Annotated in this window: 16 protein-coding genes; 7 read left to right on the top strand and 9 right to left on the bottom strand. The window is 76.9% G+C overall.

All coding sequences use genetic code 11. The features are described from left to right. Nucleotides 1-4 precede the first annotated feature (4 nt). Nucleotides 5-709, bottom strand: coding sequence for a hypothetical protein (locus D5H75_RS08170; RefSeq protein WP_147425087.1), 705 nt, complete (start codon nt 707-709; stop codon nt 5-7). A gap of 224 nt (nt 710-933) precedes the next feature. Between D5H75_RS08170 and D5H75_RS08165 the strand changes: the two genes are divergently transcribed. The 3 genes from D5H75_RS08165 (at nt 934) to D5H75_RS08155 (ending at nt 4009) form a co-directional block, all read left to right on the top strand. Next, the gene (locus D5H75_RS08165; protein ID WP_119925700.1) at nt 934-2994 is read left to right on the top strand and encodes a RecQ family ATP-dependent DNA helicase; all 2061 of its coding nucleotides are present in this window, start codon (nt 934-936) and stop codon (nt 2992-2994) included. 239 nt (nt 2995-3233) lie between these two features. Beyond that, nucleotides 3234-3746 carry a methylated-DNA--[protein]-cysteine S-methyltransferase gene (locus D5H75_RS08160; protein ID WP_119925699.1) on the top strand — a complete coding sequence of 171 codons (513 nt, stop codon included), beginning with the start codon at nt 3234-3236 and terminating at the stop codon, nt 3744-3746. Between the two features lie 2 nt (nt 3747-3748). After that, complete coding sequence (locus D5H75_RS08155; RefSeq protein ID WP_242454055.1) at nt 3749-4009, top strand: Ada metal-binding domain-containing protein; 261 nt, start codon at nt 3749-3751, stop codon at nt 4007-4009. 48 nt (nt 4010-4057) lie between these two features. Here the strand turns inward: D5H75_RS08155 and D5H75_RS08150 are convergent, their stop codons facing one another. Continuing rightward, nucleotides 4058-4513 (bottom strand): VOC family protein, encoded by a 456-nt coding sequence (locus tag D5H75_RS08150; protein WP_119925697.1) that lies wholly within the window; start codon nt 4511-4513, stop codon nt 4058-4060. Between the two features lie 262 nt (nt 4514-4775). After that, nucleotides 4776-5669, bottom strand: a complete 894-nt coding sequence (locus D5H75_RS08140) for a carbohydrate kinase family protein (RefSeq protein WP_119925695.1) — start codon at nt 5667-5669, stop codon at nt 4776-4778. 200 nt (nt 5670-5869) lie between these two features. Between D5H75_RS08140 and D5H75_RS08135 the strand changes: the two genes are divergently transcribed. The 4 genes from D5H75_RS08135 (at nt 5870) to D5H75_RS08120 (ending at nt 11291) form a co-directional block, all read left to right on the top strand. Beyond that, nucleotides 5870-8569, top strand: coding sequence for a bifunctional acetate--CoA ligase family protein/GNAT family N-acetyltransferase (locus D5H75_RS08135; protein ID WP_242454054.1), 2700 nt, complete (start codon nt 5870-5872; stop codon nt 8567-8569). Between the two features lie 13 nt (nt 8570-8582). Continuing rightward, nucleotides 8583-9167: a DUF5998 family protein gene (locus D5H75_RS08130; protein ID WP_119925693.1), complete on the top strand. Its 585-nt coding sequence runs from the start codon at nt 8583-8585 to the stop codon at nt 9165-9167. Continuing rightward, nucleotides 9164-10273: an alkaline phosphatase family protein gene (locus tag D5H75_RS08125; protein ID WP_119925692.1), complete on the top strand. Its 1110-nt coding sequence runs from the start codon at nt 9164-9166 to the stop codon at nt 10271-10273. Before D5H75_RS08130 ends, D5H75_RS08125 begins: the two co-directional genes overlap by 4 nt. A 178-nt stretch (nt 10274-10451) precedes the next feature. Next, nucleotides 10452-11291 (top strand): sulfurtransferase, encoded by an 840-nt coding sequence (locus D5H75_RS08120; RefSeq protein ID WP_422673422.1) that lies wholly within the window; start codon nt 10452-10454, stop codon nt 11289-11291. A 141-nt stretch (nt 11292-11432) separates the two neighbouring features. Here the strand turns inward: D5H75_RS08120 and D5H75_RS08115 are convergent, their stop codons facing one another. From D5H75_RS08115 to D5H75_RS08090, 6 genes are all read right to left on the bottom strand, one after another. Beyond that, nucleotides 11433-11810, bottom strand: coding sequence for a DUF2203 domain-containing protein (locus tag D5H75_RS08115; protein WP_119925691.1), 378 nt, complete (start codon nt 11808-11810; stop codon nt 11433-11435). Between the two features lie 167 nt (nt 11811-11977). Continuing rightward, nucleotides 11978-14917, bottom strand: a complete 2940-nt coding sequence (locus D5H75_RS44000) for a CHAT domain-containing protein (RefSeq protein ID WP_119925690.1) — start codon at nt 14915-14917, stop codon at nt 11978-11980. Between the two features lie 469 nt (nt 14918-15386). Further along, nucleotides 15387-15830: a hypothetical protein gene (locus D5H75_RS08105; RefSeq protein WP_119925689.1), complete on the bottom strand. Its 444-nt coding sequence runs from the start codon at nt 15828-15830 to the stop codon at nt 15387-15389. Beyond that, nucleotides 15827-16363 (bottom strand): RNA polymerase sigma factor, encoded by a 537-nt coding sequence (locus tag D5H75_RS08100; protein WP_119925688.1) that lies wholly within the window; start codon nt 16361-16363, stop codon nt 15827-15829. Before D5H75_RS08100 ends, D5H75_RS08105 begins: the two co-directional genes overlap by 4 nt. Beyond that, the gene (locus D5H75_RS08095; protein ID WP_119925687.1) at nt 16360-17448 is read right to left on the bottom strand and encodes a S8 family peptidase; all 1089 of its coding nucleotides are present in this window, start codon (nt 17446-17448) and stop codon (nt 16360-16362) included. The genes D5H75_RS08100 and D5H75_RS08095 overlap by 4 nt, the downstream gene beginning before the upstream one ends. A gap of 96 nt (nt 17449-17544) precedes the next feature. Then, nucleotides 17545-17934: an FxLYD domain-containing protein gene (locus tag D5H75_RS08090; protein ID WP_119925686.1), complete on the bottom strand. Its 390-nt coding sequence runs from the start codon at nt 17932-17934 to the stop codon at nt 17545-17547. Nucleotides 17935-18048: the final 114 nt, after the last annotated feature.

The following is an 18048-nucleotide window of genomic DNA, read 5'->3' as shown; positions in this document are numbered from 1 at the left end:
GTGGTCACGGCGTCACATAGAGCCGCTGGTCGTGCGCACCCGATCCGGCGAAGGACTCACCCCTGAGGACCAGGACGCCGGTGAGCCGGATCTTGGACGGGCAGAGGGACGTGCTGCCGGAGAGCCGGTCGAGGGGCTCGTCCTGGAGCACCGCCTGTGTCTCGTCGATGAGCTGGGGCCTTGAGGGGTTGTCGCGGTTGTAGACGTCGAGTTCGAGCCGGTCGGCGGTGGCTCCGAAGCCGTAGTGGCAGGTCTGCGTGGGGAAGGTCGCCATCGGCATGACGGCCTTGAGCCGGAGGCCCGGCGCGGAGATGGTCAGCCGGGCGTTCACCCCGGGATTCGGCCCGACGTAGGTGATGGTCTGGCCGGGGTTCGCGTACGGGAGGTTCTCCGCGGTGATCGTCGTGGTGCCGCCCATGTTGTTGCGGCAGCCCGACGCGGTCACGGTGTCGAGGGTGCCGCCGGTGCCGTCCGAGCCGACATCGCCGCCGAGGGTGAAGGACGAGCACAGCGCGGTGATCGCGATGCCCGGGCCGGCACTCGCGACCCTGACGGTGCCGCTGTTCAGGCCCTGCCAGCTACCGGAGTAGGCGGTCCCGTGGGGGCCGTCCCTTCTGATGGTCGTGGGGGCGTCGGCCGCCGCCGGGGCGGCCTGCGCGAGGACCGCCGCGACCGCCACGACGGCGCAGGCGATTCTTCCGGGTCTCATGTGTCCTCCGCGTGTCCGCGTGCCGGTGTGACGGGCACGGGACGCGGGTGGGGCGGGGAGCGGGGCGTGCCGGGCCCGTGGTCCCCGAGTGGGCCGCTCGCCGGGGGCGGGAGCGGCGAAGGTCAGAGACGTCGGTGTCTCTGAGTCTGTTGTAGGACGGGACGCGGGGCGGGTCAAGCGCCGGGCGGCCCGGTGACGGGCGGGGGTCTGGTAACAAGGACGGCATGGGCGAACACGAGTTGCGTGAGGAAGCCGAGCGGCATCTGCGAGCGCTGGCGGGGGAGGGGGCGCGGCTGCGGGACGACCAGTGGTCCGCGATCTCCGCGCTGGTCGTGGAGCGGCGCCGGGCCCTCGTCGTGCAGCGCACGGGATGGGGCAAGTCGGCGGTCTACTTCATCGCGACGGCCCTGCTGCGGGCGCGCGGGGCCGGGCCGACGGTGATCGTGTCGCCGCTGCTGGCGCTGATGCGCAACCAGATCGCCGCCGCCGCGCGCGCCGGGGTGCACGCCGCCACGATCAACTCCGCGAACGTCGAGGAGTGGGACTCGGTCCACGAGGCGGTCGGGCGGGGCGAGATCGACGTGCTGCTCGTGAGCCCGGAGCGGCTGAACAACCCCGACTTCCGCGACCACGTGCTGCCCCGGCTGGCCGGGTCGGCGGGGCTGGTCGTGGTGGACGAGGCGCACTGCATCTCCGACTGGGGCCACGACTTCCGGCCCGACTACCGGCGGCTGCGCACGCTGCTGGGCGAGCTGCCCGAGGGCGTCCCCGTGCTGGCCACGACCGCGACGGCCAACGCGCGCGTCACCCGCGACGTGGCCGAGCAGCTCGGCGGCGACGCGCTGGTGCTGCGCGGCCCGCTCGAACGCGAGAGCCTGCACCTGTCGGTCGTCCGCCACGACTCGCCCGAACGCCGGCTGGCCTGGCTCGCCGACACGCTCCACGACCTGCGCGGCTCCGGCATCGTCTACACCCTCACCGTCGCCGCCGCCCACGAGGTCGCCGCGTTCCTGCGCGACCGGGGTCACGAGGTCGCGGCCTACTCCGGCCAGACCGACCCGGCCGAGCGCCTGGCCGCCGAGCAGGCCCTCCTCGACAACAAGATCAAGGCGCTGGTGGCGACCTCGGCGCTGGGCATGGGCTTCGACAAGCCCGACCTCGGCTTCGTCGTGCACGTCGGCGCGCCCCAGTCGCCCGTCGCCTACTACCAGCAGGTCGGCCGGGCCGGCCGCGGCGTCGAGCGCGCCGAGGTGATCCTGCTCCCCGGCCCCGAGGACCGCGACATCTGGGCCTATTTCGCCTCCCTGGCGTTCCCGCCCGAGCCCGTCGTACGGCAGGCGCTCGACGCCCTCGCCGCCGGGCCGCTCTCGACCGCCGCCCTGGAGACCCGGGTGGACCTGAGCCGGGGTCGGCTGGAGATGATGCTCAAGGTCCTCGACGTGGACGGCGCGGTCCGCCGGGTCCGCGGCGGCTGGGAGTCCACCGGCCGCCCCTGGCACTACGACGCCGAGCGCTACGCCCGCGTCGCCGCCGAGCGCTCCGCCGAGCAGCGCGCGATGCTCGACTACATCGCCACCCGCGACTGCCGCGAGGAGTTCCTCCGCCGCCACCTCGACGACCCCGGGGCCGTCCCCTGCGGCCGCTGCGACAACTGCAAGGGCGACCACCGCGCCGCCGAGGCGTCCGCCGACTCGGTGCGCGCCGCCGAGCTGCGCCTGCGCCGCCCGGGCGTGGACATCGACCCCCGCAGGCAGTGGCCGGCGGGGCTGAAGGAGCTGGGGCTGTCCGGCCGCGTCCAGGCCGCCGCCCCGGGCCGCGCCCTCGGCCGCCTCACCGACATCGGCTGGGGCAACCGGCTGCGGCAGCTCCTCGCCCCCGGGACCCCCGACGGCCCGATCCCCGGCGACCTGTTCGAGGCCGTCGTCAAGGTCCTGTCCGCCTGGGACTGGGACGACCGCCCCGTCGCGGTCGCCTCCCTGCCCTCCGCGACCCGCCCCGAGCTCATCCGCTCCCTGGCCGCCCGGCTGTCCGAGGTGGGCCGCCTCACCCACCTGGGCGAGCTCGCGTACACCGCCGGGCCCCCGGGCCGCCAGCACAACAGCGCCCAGCGCGTGCGGGCCCTGCATCACACCCTCACCGTGCCCTTCGACGCCCAGGTCCCCGGGCCCGTCCTCCTCGTGGACGACCGCGTCGACACCGGCTGGACCCTCACCGTCGCCGCCGCCCTCCTCAGGAAGGCGGGCGCTCCCGAGGTCCTCCCGCTGACCCTCGCCACCACCACCTGACCCCCTCACGCCGCCGGGCGCGGCCGTACGGCCTGGCTGCCCGCGCGTCGCCGTACGGGGGCGCGGAGAGCCGCCGCGACGCCCGGGCGGCCCGGGGCGGCCCGGGGCGGAGGGGCGTGCGGGAGGCATGATCGCCGCCTTCGCGGGGGAGGACGGGGCTCGGCCCGGAAGATGCAACGGATCTTCATCGTTCGGGGTTCGAGTAAGTGAGATCGTTTCACGGGGAAAGGAGCACGGGGATGAGCGTGTACACGACCGTGGGGAGCCCGCTGGGGGAGCTGCTGCTGGTCGGGGAGGAGTCGGCGGCGGCGCGCGGGGGCGTGGCGCTGACGTCGGTGTCCTTCCTCGGGGTGGCCGGGGACATGGACGGCCGCACGTGGGGGCGGCGGGAGCCGGAGGCGTTCGCCGAGGCCGAGCGGCAGGTGCGGGAGTACTTCGACGGCGTGCGGCGGGAGTTCGAGCTGGACTTCCTGACCCGGGGGACGGAGTTCCAGGAGCGGGTCTGGGCGGCGCTGGACGAGATCCCGTACGGCGAGACCGCCACCTACGGGGCGGTCGCGGAGCGGATCGGGGCGCCGCGTGACCGGGTCCGGGCTGTCGGGGCGGCCATCGGCGCCAATCCGCTGCTGATCCTGCGAGCCTGCCACCGGGTGATCGGGGCGGGCGGCTCGCTGACCGGGTACGCCGGGGGAGTGGAGCGCAAGCGCCTCCTGCTCACCCATGAGGGCGCGCTGCACCCGCTGTTCGCCTGACGGTGTACCGGCTGATCGGGCCCGGCGGCCTGCCGTACGACAGCCCGGTCCCCGGCACCCTGGGCGGGCACCGGCGCGGACGCCTCTACGGGCGCCTGGACTGCCCCTCCGCGCTGCGTGCCCTCGCCCGGGGCGGCTACGCGCGCGACCGGGTCTTCTTCGCCGACGAGGAGACCGCCATCGCCGCCGGCTACCGCCCCTGCGCCATCTGCCTCCCCGCCCGCTACGCCCGCTGGTCGGCGTCCCGCCGCGAGTCCCGCTGACCCCGTACGGCACCCGCCGCGGCGGGGCGGCGAGGTCACGCCGGCCGGCTAGACGCCGGTGCCGAAGTCGGGGTGGGAGGCGCGGGTCTCTGGGGGGAGGAGTTCCTGGAAGACGGTGATGTGGAGGTCGCCGGGGGTGTCGAGGCGGGCGTTGAGGGACCGCCAGGGGGTGAGGGTGGGCGGGGCGACCTCGTCCGCGCCCGCGGCCACCAGGCGGGCGGTGACCTCGCGGGCGTCGTCCACCTCGAACGCGACGCGGAACCGGGGGGCCACCTGGCGGCCCACCTCCACATCGTCGATCATGCGCTTCTGGGCCGGGTTGGCGATCTCCAGGGTGGCGCGGCCGGCGTCCAGGATGACGACCCGGGCGTCGCCGTCCCCGGAGTACGCGGCCTGCTCGGGGAGCCCCAGCGCGTCCCGGAAGAAGGCGACCGCCGCCTCGTAGTCCTCGGCCTCGACGACGAGACGGAGCTGGCGGACGGGCGACGACGGTTCGGCGGACATGGGGCACACTCCTCTGGTTCGCGGCGAAGCCGCCGGGGCGGACGGATCGCCCATCCTCCCATCGCCATCGGACCGCGCCCGCACCGCGCCCGCCCGCAGGCCGTACGGCACCGCGAGGATGCGGAGCGCCCCGAAGGCGTACGGCGTGGCTAAGGCGTACGGCGCCCCGAAGGCGTACGGCGCCGCGAGGGCGTACGGCTCGCCGGGGGACGACTGAAGGCGGCGGGAGCCGTGCCGCGGCCGGGGGTGAATCCCGCGGAGGCTAGAGGCGGGGGCGGGCGCCGAGGTGGGTGATGGCCTTGGAGGCGAGGGCGCAGCCGGCGGCCAGCGCCTCGGCGGCGGGCTTGCCGTCGAGCCACGGGGGCAGGAAGCCGGCGGTGAAGGCGTCGCCCGCGCCGGTGCCGTCCACGATGCGCTCGACCGGCACGGCGGGCACGCGGACGGGCTCCGCGCGGTTGTTGGTGTACCAGAGCGCGCCGTCGGCCCCGAGCTTGATCACGACCTGCGGGAAGAACGCGGTGAGCACCTTGGCGGCGGCCTCGGGGTCGTCGCGGCCGGTGAGCACCCGGGCCTGGTCGGCGTTGGCGAACAGCAGCTTGGCCCCGTCGGTCCACTCCAGGAACGGCTCGGCTCCGGCACGCTCCAACGGCGCCGACGAGGCGCAGTCCACGGAGATCGACATGCCCACCTGCTTGGCGGCGTCGAGCGCGGTCATGCCGGCCTCCCGCGAGCCCTCGTTGATCAGGGTGTAGCCGGACATGTGCAGGTGGCCGCCCTGGCTGAACAGGTCGCGGGGCAGGTCCTCGGGCGACAGGGCGGCGTTGGCGCCGGGGTCGGAGAGCATGGTGCGGTCGCCCTTGTGCGTGACGAGCACGACGCAGGTGCCGGTGGGCCGCTCGGGGTCCATGACGAGGCGGGCGTCCACGCCGTACCCCATCAGCTCCATGTCACGGTTGCGGCCGGTGATGTCCGCGCCGCGGCGGCCGACGAACGCCACGTCGGCGCCCTCGACGGCGAGCCAGGACGCGATGTTCGCGCCCGACCCCCCGCCGTGCATGGTCACGACGGCCGGCGTGTCGCTGGCCTTGGCGAGGGCATAGCGGGCGCGCGCGACCGCGTCGGTCATGAGATCGCCCACCACGACGACCCGCGTCATGATGTCACCACCTTGAGGCATGCTGCCGATAGGCCAGGAGACAGGAGGACCTACAGCGCGAGGACCTACAGGCAGAGAACCTAACAGCTTCCCGCGTCCCCGTGTGCCGTGAGACGGATACCGAAGCTCAGTCGATGCGGAAGCGTTGCCGGAGCCGCCTGCCGCTCTCGGCATATGAGACACGCCGTAGTCTTTCGGGTGTGCAGGCACCATATCCGGCGCACTGGGAGGCGGACGTCGTCCTCGCCGACGGCGGCACCGCCCATCTGCGTCCGATCACGCCCGGCGACGCCGACCGGCTGCGGGCGTTCTACTCCCGGCTCTCGGACGAGTCCATCTATTTCCGCTTCTTCGGCCCGCGCCCCCGGCTCTCGGACCGCGAGGTGGAGCGGTTCACGAACGTGGACTACACCGACCGGGTCGCCCTGATCGCCACGATCGGGGAGGAGATGGTGGCCGTCGTCCGCTACGACCGCCTCGGCCCTGAGGAGGCCGAGGTCGCGTTCCTGGTCGAGGACGCGCACCAGGGCCGGGGCCTGGCCTCCGTGCTCCTGGAGCACATCGCCGCCGCCGCCCGCGAGCGCGGCGTCAAGGGCTTCGCCGCCGAGGTGCTGCCCGCCAACCGCCGCATGATCGGCGTCTTCCGCCAGGCCGGGTACACCGCCGAGAGCCGCTTCGCCGACGGCGTCGTACGGCTGACGCTCGACCTCACCCCGACCGAGACCTCGCTGTCGGTCATGCGCGCCCGCGAGCACCGCGCCGAGTCCCGGTCGATCGAACGGCTGCTCACGCCGTCCTCGGTCGCCGTCGTGGGCGCGAGCCGCGAGGTGGAGAGCATCGGCCAGACCGTCCTGCGCAACCTGCTGCGCGGCGACTTCACCGGCCCCGTCTATCCCGTGCACCGGGAGGCGCGCGCGGTCGCGGGCGTGCGGGCCCACCGCTCGGTCGAGGAGATCGACGGCGAGGTCGACCTCGCCGTGCTCGCGGTCCCCGCCGACGGGGTGCTCGACGTCGTACGGCAGTGCGCGCGCAAGGGCGTGCACGGGCTCGTCGTGGTCTCCTCGGGGTTCGGCGAGACGGGCCGTGAGGGCCGCGCGCGCCAGGAGGAACTGGTCCGCATCGCCCGCGCCCACGGCATGCGCGTGGTCGGCCCCAACTGCCTGGGCATCGCCAACACCGCCGCCTCCATGCGCCTGAACGCCACCCTCGCCCCCGAGCTGCCCCCGCGCGGCCGGGCCGGGTTCTTCAGCCAGTCGGGCGCGCTCGGCACCGCCCTCCTCCAGCGCGTCAGCGAGCGCGGCCTGGGCATCTCCACGTTCGTCTCCGCCGGGAACCGCGCCGACGTGTCCGGCAACGACCTCCTGCAGTACTGGGAGGAGGACCCGGCGACGGAGGTGATCCTGCTCTACCTGGAGTCCCTGGGGAACTCCCGCAAGTTCACCCGGCTCGCGCGCCGCATCTCCCGCCGCAAGCCGATCGTCGCCGTCAAGAGCGGCGGGGTCACCCAGGGCGTCCCGATCGGGCACGCGGCCCCCGCGCTGCGGCTGCCCGACGAGGCGGTCAGCGCCCTGTTCGAGCAGGCCGGGGTGATCCGGGTGGACGACCTCACCCAGCTCTTCGACGTCGCCCAGCTCCTGGCCCACCAGCCCCTGCCGGGCGGCCCCCGCGTCGGCATCGTCAGCAACTCCGACGCGCTGGCCCTGCTCGCCCTCGACTCCTGCGTCGCGGCGGGCCTGGACCCGGCGGACCCGGTGGACCTGGGACCGGACGCGACCGGCGCGGACTACGAGGCCGCCGTCGTCCGCCTCGTGGACGACCCGGGGATCGACTCCGTGGTCGCCGTCTACATGCCCGCCGTCTTCCGCGGGGCCGAGGAGGTCGCCGAGGGCCTGCGCCGCGCCGCCGCCTACGCCGCCGCCGATCCCTCCCGCCCGGCCCCGTCCCATTCGGCCCCGTCCCATTCGGCCCCGTCCGGCCCGGCCTCGTCCCACCCGGCCCCGTCCCACCCCGCCGGTCCCCTCGCGGACCGCGCGGTCACCGGCGGGGAGCCCGCGGAGGAGTCGGCCGCGGCGGCGGGCGCGGGCCGTACGGCGTCCGCGCCGGCCTCGGCGGAGGAAGGCGCCACGGAGCGCCTGACGGGCCCCGACCCCGCGCCGGGGGCGGCCGGCCCGGAGCGGCCGGCCGCGGGCCGGGCCCGGGCCGGGAAGCCGATCGTGGCGTCCTACCTGGGCCGCCGGGGGATGCCGCCGGAGCTGCGCAGGGACGGGGCCGGGGCGCCCGCCCGGGGATCGGTGCCGTCGTACCCCGCGCCGGAGGAGGCGGTGCGGGCGCTGGCGTACGCCGAGCGGTACGCGGCCTGGCGGAGGCGGTCCCGGGGCGAGGTCCCCGCGCCTGCCGGGGTGGACGCGGAGCGGGCGCGGGCGCTGGTCGAGGCCGGGAACGCGGACGCGGCGGAGCTGCTGGCCTGCTACGGGATCGCGCTGGCGAGGGACGGCGGGGCCGGGGCGCAGGTCTCGGTCACCGTGGAGGCCGACCCGGCGTTCGGGCCGGTGGTCTCGTTCGGGCTGGCGGACGCGACCGCGCGGCTGCTGGGGGACCGGGTGTACCGGCTGGCCCCGCTGACCGAGGTGGAGGCCGCCGAGATGGTGCGGGCGATCCGCGCCGCGCCGCTGCTGTTCCGCGACGACGTGGACGTCGCCGCGCTGGAGGAACTGCTGGTGCGGGTCGCCGTCCTGGCCGACGACCTGCCCGGCGTGCACCGGCTGGCGCTGGAGGAGGTCCTCGCCGGGCGGGAGGGCGTGACCGTGCGGTCGGCGTCGCTGGAACTGGCCGAGCCCGCGGTCCCGCCGCCGGACCTCGGGCCCCGGCGTCTCGGCACCTACAACACCCGCCCGCGGTGAGAGGATGGGGCGCATGAGGGAAACCCGAGTCTCGGCCGCGGGCCTGCGGACCGCGATCGAGCGCAGCGGCTACTATCCCGACCTCGTCGCCGACGCCGTGGAGTCGGCGCTCGGCGAAGAGCCGGTGACCGCGTACGTCGTCCACCACGAGGCCACCTTCGACCCGGCGATGGAGGTCCGCAGGCACGTCACCGTGCTGGTGCTCTCCCCGACCCGGCTGCTCGTCTGCCACACCGACGAGCACCCGCCGGGTGAGGGCGCCGCGCACGCCCACGCCTCCACCACCACCGAGGCCATCCGCCTGAGCAGCATCGCCTCGGTCGCCGTCACCCGCGTCGTGCCCGACCCCGCGGCCTACGTCCCCGGCACCGCCCCGAGCGAGGTGGTCCTGGCGATCGGCTGGGGCGCCATCTCCCACATCGACCTCGAACCCGCCACCTGCGGCGACGAGGCCTGCGAGGCCGACCACGGCTACACCGGCTCGGTCACCGCCGACGACCTGTCGCTGCGGCTCAGCGAGGCGGCCGACGGGCCCGACGCGGTCCAGCAGGTCCTCACGTTCGCCAAGGCCCTGTCCGAAGCCACCGCCCGGGCATGACCGCCCCGCCGCCGCCCCGGTACGGCGAGGGCGCCCTGCCCGACCTGACGCCGTCCGTGCTGGCCGCGCTCGGGGTGCCCGGCGAGACCGGGGTGCTCGGGCTCGCCCCGGTCCGGCGGGCGTGCGTGCTGCTGCTGGACGGGGTCGGCGCGGAGCTGCTGCGCCGGCACCCGGAGGCCGCGCCGTACCTCTCCTCGCTGCCCGGCCGCACCCTGACCGCCGGCTTCCCGGCCACGACCGCCACCAGCCTGGGCTCCCTCGGCACCGGGCTGCCGCCCGGGGGTCACGGCATGCTCGGCTACCAGGTCGCGGTCCCGGGGGAGGCGCGGCTGCTCAACTGCCTGCGCTGGTCCTCGGCCGTGGACCCGCTGACCTGGCAGCCCGCGCCCACGGTGTTCGAGCGCGCGGAGGCCGCCGGGATCGCCGCCAGCTACGTCGGGCCCGGCGAGTTCGCTGGCTCCGGGCTGACCCGGGCGGTCTACCGGGGCGCGAGGTACCTCCCCGCCGCCGACGTGGACCAGCGGGTCGCGGCGGCGCGGAGCGCGCTGTCGGACGGCCCGGCGTTCGCGCTGGTGTACTTCGGCGACGTGGACACCGTCGGCCACCTCACCGGGACCGGGTCACCCGAGTGGCTGGAGGCCCTGGCCACCGCTGACACGCTGGCCATGCGCATCGCGGAGACGCTGCCGCCGGGCTCGGCCCTCTACGTCACGGCCGACCACGGGATGGTGGACGTCGCCGACCGGGTGGACGTGGACGAGACGCCCGCGCTCCGCGACGGCGTGCGCCTGCTCGGCGGCGACCCGCGCTCGCGGCACGTGTACTGCGAGCCGGGCGTGGCGGAGGCCGTGCTCCAGACCTGGAGCGAGCTCCTGGCCGGGCGCGCGTGGGTGCGCTCCCGGGAGGAGGCGGTCGAGTCGGGCTGGTTCGGGCCGCTCTCCCCGGACATGGCCCCGCGCGTCGGCGACGTGGTGGTCGCGGCGTACGGCGACTGCGGCGTGATCGCCTCGCGCGCGGAGCCGCTGGAGTCCTCGCTCGTGGGCATGCACGGCTCGCTCACCGCCGAGGAGCAGCACATCCCGCTCCTGGAGCACTCCACCCGCTGACCCGTCCGCCCCCGGCGGGACGGGCCGCGCGCTCCGGGACCGGCGGAGTGCCACGGGGCGGGGGCGCGTGCGACACGGCCCGCCCCCGCCGCGCCGTACGGCGGGCCGGGGGCCTAGGGTGCTGGGGGACGGGCCCGGGCGACGCGGGCCGCGGATCGGCGCGAAGGAGCGTGACGGCGTGGGTGAGGTGCCGGGTTCGGCCGGGCGGGGCCCGCTGATCGAGGCGGGCGAACTTCGGGACGTGCTCGGCACGGTCCGGCTGCTGGACGTGCGCTGGCAGCTCGGCGGCCCGCCCGGGATCGAGGACTACCGCAAGGGGCACATCCCCGGGGCGGTCTTCTGCGACCTGCAGGCCGACCTCTCCGATCCGGCCTCGGCCGAGGGACGGCACCCGCTGCCCTCCCCCGAGCGGTTCCAGGCGGCGATGCGCCGGCTCGGCGTGCGGAACGACGTGCCCGTGGTGGTCTACGACGGCGAGACCTCGATGGCGGCGGCCCGCGCCTGGTGGGCCCTGCGGTACTTCGGCCATCCCGACGTCCGCGTCCTGAACGGCGGCGTCCGGGCGTGGGGGAGCCCGCTGGAGACGGACGACCCCGAGGTGGAGCCCGGCGACTTCACCGCCGTGCCCGGCCACCTGCCCACCGTGGACGCGGCCGGGGCCGGGAGCTTCGCGGGCGTGCTGCTGGACGCGCGCGCCGCCGAGCGGTACCGCGGCGAGACCGAGCCCATCGACCCGGTCGCCGGGCACATCCCCGGCGCGGTGAGCGCCCCCACCACCGAGAACGTCGGCCCCGACGGCCGCTTCCTCGACCCGGCGCGCCTGCGCGGCCGCTTCGAGGCGGCCGGCGTCCGCCCCGGCGCGCCGGTCGGGGCGTACTGCGGCTCGGGCGTGACCGCCGCGCACGAGATCCTCGCGCTGGAGGTCGCCGGGTTCCCGGGCGCGGTCCTCTACCCCGGCTCCTGGTCCAACTGGGTCGCCGACCCCGCCCGCCCCGTCGCCACCGGCCCCACCCCCTGACCCCGCCGCACGGCGAGAACCGCTTCGCCGTCTCACGTCGTACGGCTCGCGCACGGCCCGGCGCGGCGCGAGCCGTACGGCGTCCGGCGCCGGCGCGGTGTGGCGGGCGGCACGGCGGGAACGCGGCGGGGCGGCGGCGGGTCAGAGGCCGTCGGGGAGGGGGCGGCGGCCGGGGAAGCCGAGCACGGTCGGGTGGTACCAGGCCAGGTCGGGCTCGCCCTCGACCCAGCAGAGCCGCACCGACTGGCCGGCCAGGGTGGAGGGGAAGTCGACGAGGACCGGAGAGATGCCCTTGACCTCGATCCCCTCGTCCGCGAACCAGGTCACGATGTCGTCCAGGCGCGCCTCGGCGGCCTTGGCCTCGGCCACGCCGCCCAGCGGCGACGTGCCCGCCTGCTGGAGGTCGTAGACGAGCTGGGCGAGGTCGGCGCGGATCGTCACGAGCTCGGCGACCCGGGCGCGAACGGCCGGGAGGAGTGAGCGCGCCTCGTCGACGGTGAACGTCCGTTCGCTGTCCATACCCGCACGCTACCGATCCCGCCCCCGCCCCGTCGCCCGCCTCCCCGCCATTCCGGTAATCCTCCTTGCCGGACGCCCGCCCCGATCCACCGCGGCCCCGGACCTCCACGCCCCGCGGCACGCCTTCCCGGCCGCTTTCCCGGCCGCCTGCCCGGAGCGCGGGGCGGTCAGCCGGTCCTCCGGCCGCCGAAGCACACGAAGCCGTGGACGCCGGTCTTGGCCTCGGCCCGCGCGAGCGCCGCCGCCGGGGGGAGGCCGTCGGCGAGGAGCCCGTGGAAGAGGGTCATGAGATCCATGGCGTCCTCGTCGCGCACCGGCACCACGCTCGCGACCACGTTCGCCGTGCCCAGGCCCAGCCACATGCCCGCCGTGCCCAGCGGGGCCCCGTCGGCCGGCACCCCGGCGAGCCCTCCGTCGCAGGAGGACAGCACCACGAGGCGGGGCGCCCGCCGTACCCCCATCAGCTCGTACGCCATCAGGCCGCCGTCCGCCAGCTCGAGACGGGAGAACAGGGGACTGTCGCCCCGGAAGCTCCCGTGCGCCGCGAAGTGCGCCACGCCGGCGCCGTCCACGGCCCGCAGCACCGCGTCGCGGGTGGCCGCGGGACCCGCCAGCACGCGGCCGGCGCGCAGCGCGGCCACCGCCTCCGCCTCCGGCCCGGCCAGGCGCAGCCCCGGCCCGGCGACGGCGACCACCCCGCCGCCGGGTCCGGGCCGCTCGCGCCCGCCCAGCCAGCGGGTGACCGAGGCGACCACGGTGACGGCGGTCCCGGCCAGCGAGGGCAGCATCCCCCACGGCGCCGAGTACAGGGCGCCCACCGGGGCGATCACCGTGTCCCGCCCCGCCGTCAGGTCGCGGAGCGGCCCGAAGACGCGCTCGTCCAGCGCGAACGCCTCGTCCACGACCCCCCGCCCCGCCGCCGCGACGTCCTCGGAGTCCCGGTAGGCCAGCCGCCGCAACCCGAACCGCAGCCGCGCCCCCGCCTCCGCCGCCTCCGTGTACGACCCCAGGTCCCGCAGCGCCCACCCCTCCCGCCCCGCCACGACGGCCGCGAGCCGGTCGCCCTCCCGCACCAGCTCCACCAGCACCGCCCCGCCCAGCCCGGGCAGGACCGCCTCCACGCCCACCTCGTCCACCACCGCGCCCCCAGTGGCCCGGGCCCAGTACCTCCACCGCACCCGCCCCTCCCCGAGCGACCCGGCGGGGGCGTCCCCATGACCGGCGTCCCCTCCCGCGTGCTCGCCCCCGCCCGTCCCGGGGCGGGCGGGAACGCCCGGGACGCCGGGAGCCGTCCCTCCGGGCCGGGCCGGGGTCCCGCGTCCCGGCTCGCCTGCCGAGCGCGCGGGGCCGTCCTCCTCGCGGGAGGTGGGCGGGAGCGGGGAGGTGAGGGCGCGCCAGTGCTCGGACCAGGAGAGGACGAGGGCGGGGTCGGCGGTGGACAGGGCCAGGGAGAGGCCGAGGTCGGCCAGGTCCGCGCCTTCGGTGAGGGCGTGGGCGCGGAGGTCGGCGGCGCCGAGGCGGGCGGCGCGGGCGGCCAGGGCCCGCAGACCGGCGCGGAGGGCGCCGAGCGCGGCCGGGCGGTCGCCCGCGAGGAGGCGGAGGAGGGCGCGGGCGTGCCAGTACGCCGGGCCCGCCGAGGGCGGGACGGCCTCCAGCTCCGCGCGCGCCTCGGCGGGCAGGCCCAGGCCCAGGGCCACGCGGGCGGCGATGATCCGGGCGTGGGCGGCGGGGCCGGGGTGCCCGGCGGCGGTGAGAGCGCGGGCGCATCGCCGTACGCCGGCCAGGAGCGCGGCCGTGAGCTCGCCGGACTCGTGACGCGCGCGGCAGGCCACCTCGTCGGCCAGCGGGGCCCAGGCGAGGCGGCGCTGGGCGCGGAACTCCCCGGCGGCGCGCTCGGCGGTGGCGCGGGCCCGGAGCGTCTCGCCGGACAGGAGCTCGGCGCGGGCCAGGAGGAGGCGGGCCTCGGCGGAGTCGGCGGCGGTCAGCGGCCCGGCCAGGGCGGACCGCAGCAGCGTGCGGGCGTCGGCGGGCATGCGGAGGGCGAGCAGCGCCTCGGCCAGGTCCATCCGCGCGGTCGCCAGCCGCTCCGGGTGCTCGCGGAGGACGCGCTCGGCGGTCTCGTGGTGCCGCAGCGCCGCCGGGACGTCCCCGCCGCGCGCCACCACGAACGGCAGGTTCATCCGGACCAGGAGCGCGATGTAGTCCAGCCCCGCCCGCTCCGCCAGCGCCAGGCACCGCCGCAGGTCGTCCTCCGCCCGGGCGTACCGTCCCAGGTAGGCGTGGGCCGTGGCCCGGTTCAGCAGCGCCCCCGCCAGGAACCGGTGATCGCCCGCCGCCTCCAGCGGCCCCATCGCCGCCCCGAAGCGCGCGACCGCCTCCCGGTGCCGCCCGGCCCGCACCAGCACCCCGGCCCGGTGCACCTCCAGCCGGGCCGAGTCCACCCCGGTGAGGCGCGCCCCGGCCGTCGCCGCCTCCGCCAGCGCCGCGTCCAGCTCGCCCAGGTCCGCCAGCACCGGCACCAGCGAGAGCCGCCCCTGCGCCGCCCGCACCGGCCAGCCGCCCTCCTCGCCGACCCGGACCGCCTCCCGCAGCCGCGACTCCGCCACCCGGGCCGCCCCCGCGCCCCGCGCCGCCACCCCCGCCGCCCGCAGGGCCACCGCCAGCACCTCCCCCCACCCACGGCCCGCCCGCACACCGCCGCCCGGCCCGGCGGCGCCGGCGTTCCCCCCGCCGGCCCGGGTCCCGGGTCTCCCGGGAGTGCCGCCGGCCGGGTACGGCTCCGCGCCCGCGCCGTGCTCCGTGCCGCGCTCCGGGCCGTGTTCGGGGTCCGTCGGCCCGTGTTCCGTCGGCCCGTGGTCCAGGGGGCCGTGGGGCAGGAGGCCGTGTTCCAGGAGGTCGGCGAACGGGGGAGCGCACCAGGCGGCCAGTCCCGGCTCGGCCGCCAGGCAGCGGGCGACGACCTCCTCCGCCGCCCGCCAGGCCGCGCGGGGATCCACACTTCCCAGCTCCACGATCCGCTCGGCCCAGGCCAGCGCCTGCCCGGCCTCGCCCCCGGAATCCCCGCCGGCCCCGCGCCCGGCCCCGCTCCACCGCTCGCCACCACTCATCCGCCACCTCGCTCCACACCGCGACCTACTCCACCGCCCCCCACCGGCCCGCCTCATCGCCCGCGCGCCGTCACCGCCCCGTGCGGTCCCCAGAGCCGTCCCAAACCGCCCGCAAGCCGTCCGCAAGCCGTCCGGGCCGTTCCCGAGCGTCCCTGAGGGCCCCAGGGCCGGCCTTCTCGTAGTCGGAGGCCCACGCGCCGCCGTACGGCTCATGACGTGGGGCCGGCCCATGCCGGGCGCGATCGGTTCATGGGCGGCGGGCTCGCCTCATCGCTCCGGGATGCGCGGCCCGTGCGCGGCGGCCGTTCCCACGGCCACCTCATGGCGGGCCGCCCGGCCGTACCGCGTCGATCCGCGCCCGCCCCGGCGGGCCGTCCGTATCCGCGGCCCCTCGCGCCGGGGCATGGCCGTACGCGCCCCAGGTCCGCGGGGGCGTCGCGGAGCCGGGTCCCTTCGCGAGGGGGCGGGGTCAGCGGCGGGTCCGGATCCAGGGGGTGGTGATGGGGGTGCCGGTGGGCGGGTGGCAGACGACGCTCAGCCAGCCGGGGGACAGGCCGGTGGCGGCGAACTGGCCGGTGGGGGTGAGGGTGCGGCGGAGCGTGGTCTCCGTGGTGCGGATCTCGGCCTCGGCGGGCCCGGCGGGGGTGAGGCGGCCGGCCAGGTCCACGCGGTCGCCGTGCGGGGTGAGCTCGACCTCGATGACCGAGCCCGCGGCCTCGAAGCGCATGAGCTGGGAGCCGGGATCGCCGCGCGACGCCCCGGCCGTACGACAGCGCGGGAGGGGCTCGGCGAGGACGGCGCCGGGGATGTGGAACGCGAACGCCGCCTCGGCCGACTCCCGGACGTGCTCGGGCACGGGGTCGGTGCCCACGGCGATCCGCAGGGCGGCGAGGAGGCCTTCTTCGGGGGTCATGGGTTCGCTCCTGAGACGATCGCGCGCAGCCGGGCCAGGCAGCGCGCGCGGGTGGGGCCGACGCTGCCGACCGGCATGCCCAGGCGCTCGGCCAGCTCGGCGTAGGTGGGCTGCTGGGCGTCCAGCAGCAGGCGCAGCAGGCTGCGGCAGGGCTCGGACAGCTCCCCGACGGCCTGGCGCAGCTTCCTCACGGTGTCGGCGGTGAGGACGGTGGTGACGACGTCCTCGCCGGAGTCGCACTCGGGCGGGGCGGCGCACAGGTGCTCGCCCCTGCGGCGGCGGCGCAGGGCGGCGGCCTCGTTCCCGGCGGTGGTGGCCAGCCAGCCCGGCAGGCGGTCGGGGTCGCGGATCGAGTCCAGCCGTTCGACCAGCCGCAACCACGTCGTCTGCACCGCGTCGGCCGCGTCGTACGGCGCCAGGCCGTACGAGCGCACGTTGGCCCACACCCATTTGTCGAAGCGGCCGACCAGGAGTCCCCAGGCCCGCGCGTCCCCCTCGCGCGCGGCGGCGATCAGGGTCCGGAGCTCGCTCATCGTCCCAGTCGCACGCCGAGGCCGGGCACCTTCTCCCCGCCGGACAGCAGGTCGGCCGCGGCGGCGCGGGCGTCGATCCCGTGCACGGCCGCGTGCGCGGCGATGACGCCCGAGACGGTCGCGGCGGCGAAGGAGGTGCCGCTCCAGCGGGCGTATCCGGCGAAGCCCCCGTCGTACCAGACGAAGCTGCTGGTGAGGTCCTCCCCCCGGGCGCACGCCGCCACCCAGGGCCCGTGGTTGGAGAACGCGGCGCGCCGCAGCCCGGTGGCGTCGAGCGCGCCGACCCCGATCACCCCGGGCAGCGCCGCCGGCCAGAAGGGGCGCGAGGCGCCGCCGTTGCCCGCGGCGGCGACCGCCACGACTCCGTCGAGCGCCCGGGCGAGCAGGGGAGGGGGCTGGTCGTCGAAGGTGTGCCCGCCCAGCGAGAGGTTGACCAGGTCCACCGGCCGCCCGGTGGCCCGCGACCAGGCCCGCAGCTCGCCGATGCCGCGCAGCACGCCCAGTTCGTCGCCCACGCCGTCGCTGCCCAGCACCCGCCGCACCCGCAGGTGGGCCCCGGCGTGCCGGCGCAGCAGCAGGCCCGCCGCGAAGGTGCCGTGCCCGGCCTGGGCGTCGAGCTTGTGGTCCCGGTCGGCGTCGAGGACCTCGCGGATGCCCTCGCGCTGCTCGGTGAACCAGGCGGCCGTGCCGTACCACGGGTGGGGGCTCAGGCCCGTGTCCAGCAGCCCGACGGTCACCTCCCGGCGGGCCGCGGCGGGGACGGGGCCGGGCACCGGGCCGGCGGGGGCGGGCGGGTGCGCGGGGCCGCCCCAGTACCCGGGCTGGCCGGTCATCACGTGGTTGGGGCTCGCGCCGGGGACCGCGGGCCGCAGCGACACCGCCAGCTCGCAGACGTCCACCCCGGCGGCCGGCCGGAGCCGGAGGAGGGTGACCCCGGGCAGGTCGTGGCGTGACTCGGTCCAGCGGTCCGCGGCCTCGGACGGCGCGCCGGGGGCGATCAGGAGCTGGTCCCGGCGCACGAGGGCGGGCCGTCCGGGAGAGGACTCGATCCGGACGATGTCCGGATGCCGGGGGAAGAGGGTCATGAGGCCTCCAGAGGGGTTGATTGTCACCTAGAGTGACACTTCAGGAGCGCCCCGTGCTGACTCTTTGAAAAGTCGGCCGGAAAGTCAAACGGAAAGTCAATCGGTCGCCGAACGGGGGAAACGTCCCACGTCGGCGACGCGGCAGCGCACGCCCGAGGGGGCCGCCCGCACCCCGGAGGCGGTGAACCTGACCCGCCGCCCCGGCGCGAGGTCCTCGGTGGAGTTCTGGCCCTCGTCCACCGCCTTGCCGGAGGCGTCGAGGAACTCGACCCGGACGATGTAGTCCGCGGGCTCGGTCCCGTGGTTGACGATCGTGCCCTCGGCCTCGCCCGTGCGGAGGTCGGACGCGACGCCGCAGCGGGTGATCGTGACGTCGCCCGGCGGAGCCGACGGGGTGACGCGGGGGGCCGGCGCCGCGGTCTGCGAGCCGCAGGCGGGGAGCGCGATCAGGGCGCTGAGCAGGAAGGTCCGGCTGAAAGCGTGCACCCGTCAAGTTTATGTGCGCAACGTGATCTGCGGTGACAGGCTGTACATGGGTCGGCCCCGGGGTGGTGCCGTGAAGATCGATGCGGCACAATAACGCCTGCGGTTACTCATTGA

The sequence above is a fragment of the Bailinhaonella thermotolerans genome, assembly GCF_003594875.1.
Classification (GTDB): Bacteria; Actinomycetota; Actinomycetes; order Streptosporangiales; family Streptosporangiaceae; genus Bailinhaonella; species Bailinhaonella thermotolerans.
Note: the sequence above shows the minus strand (reverse complement) of the source record. Positions and strands in the feature narration are given on the sequence as shown.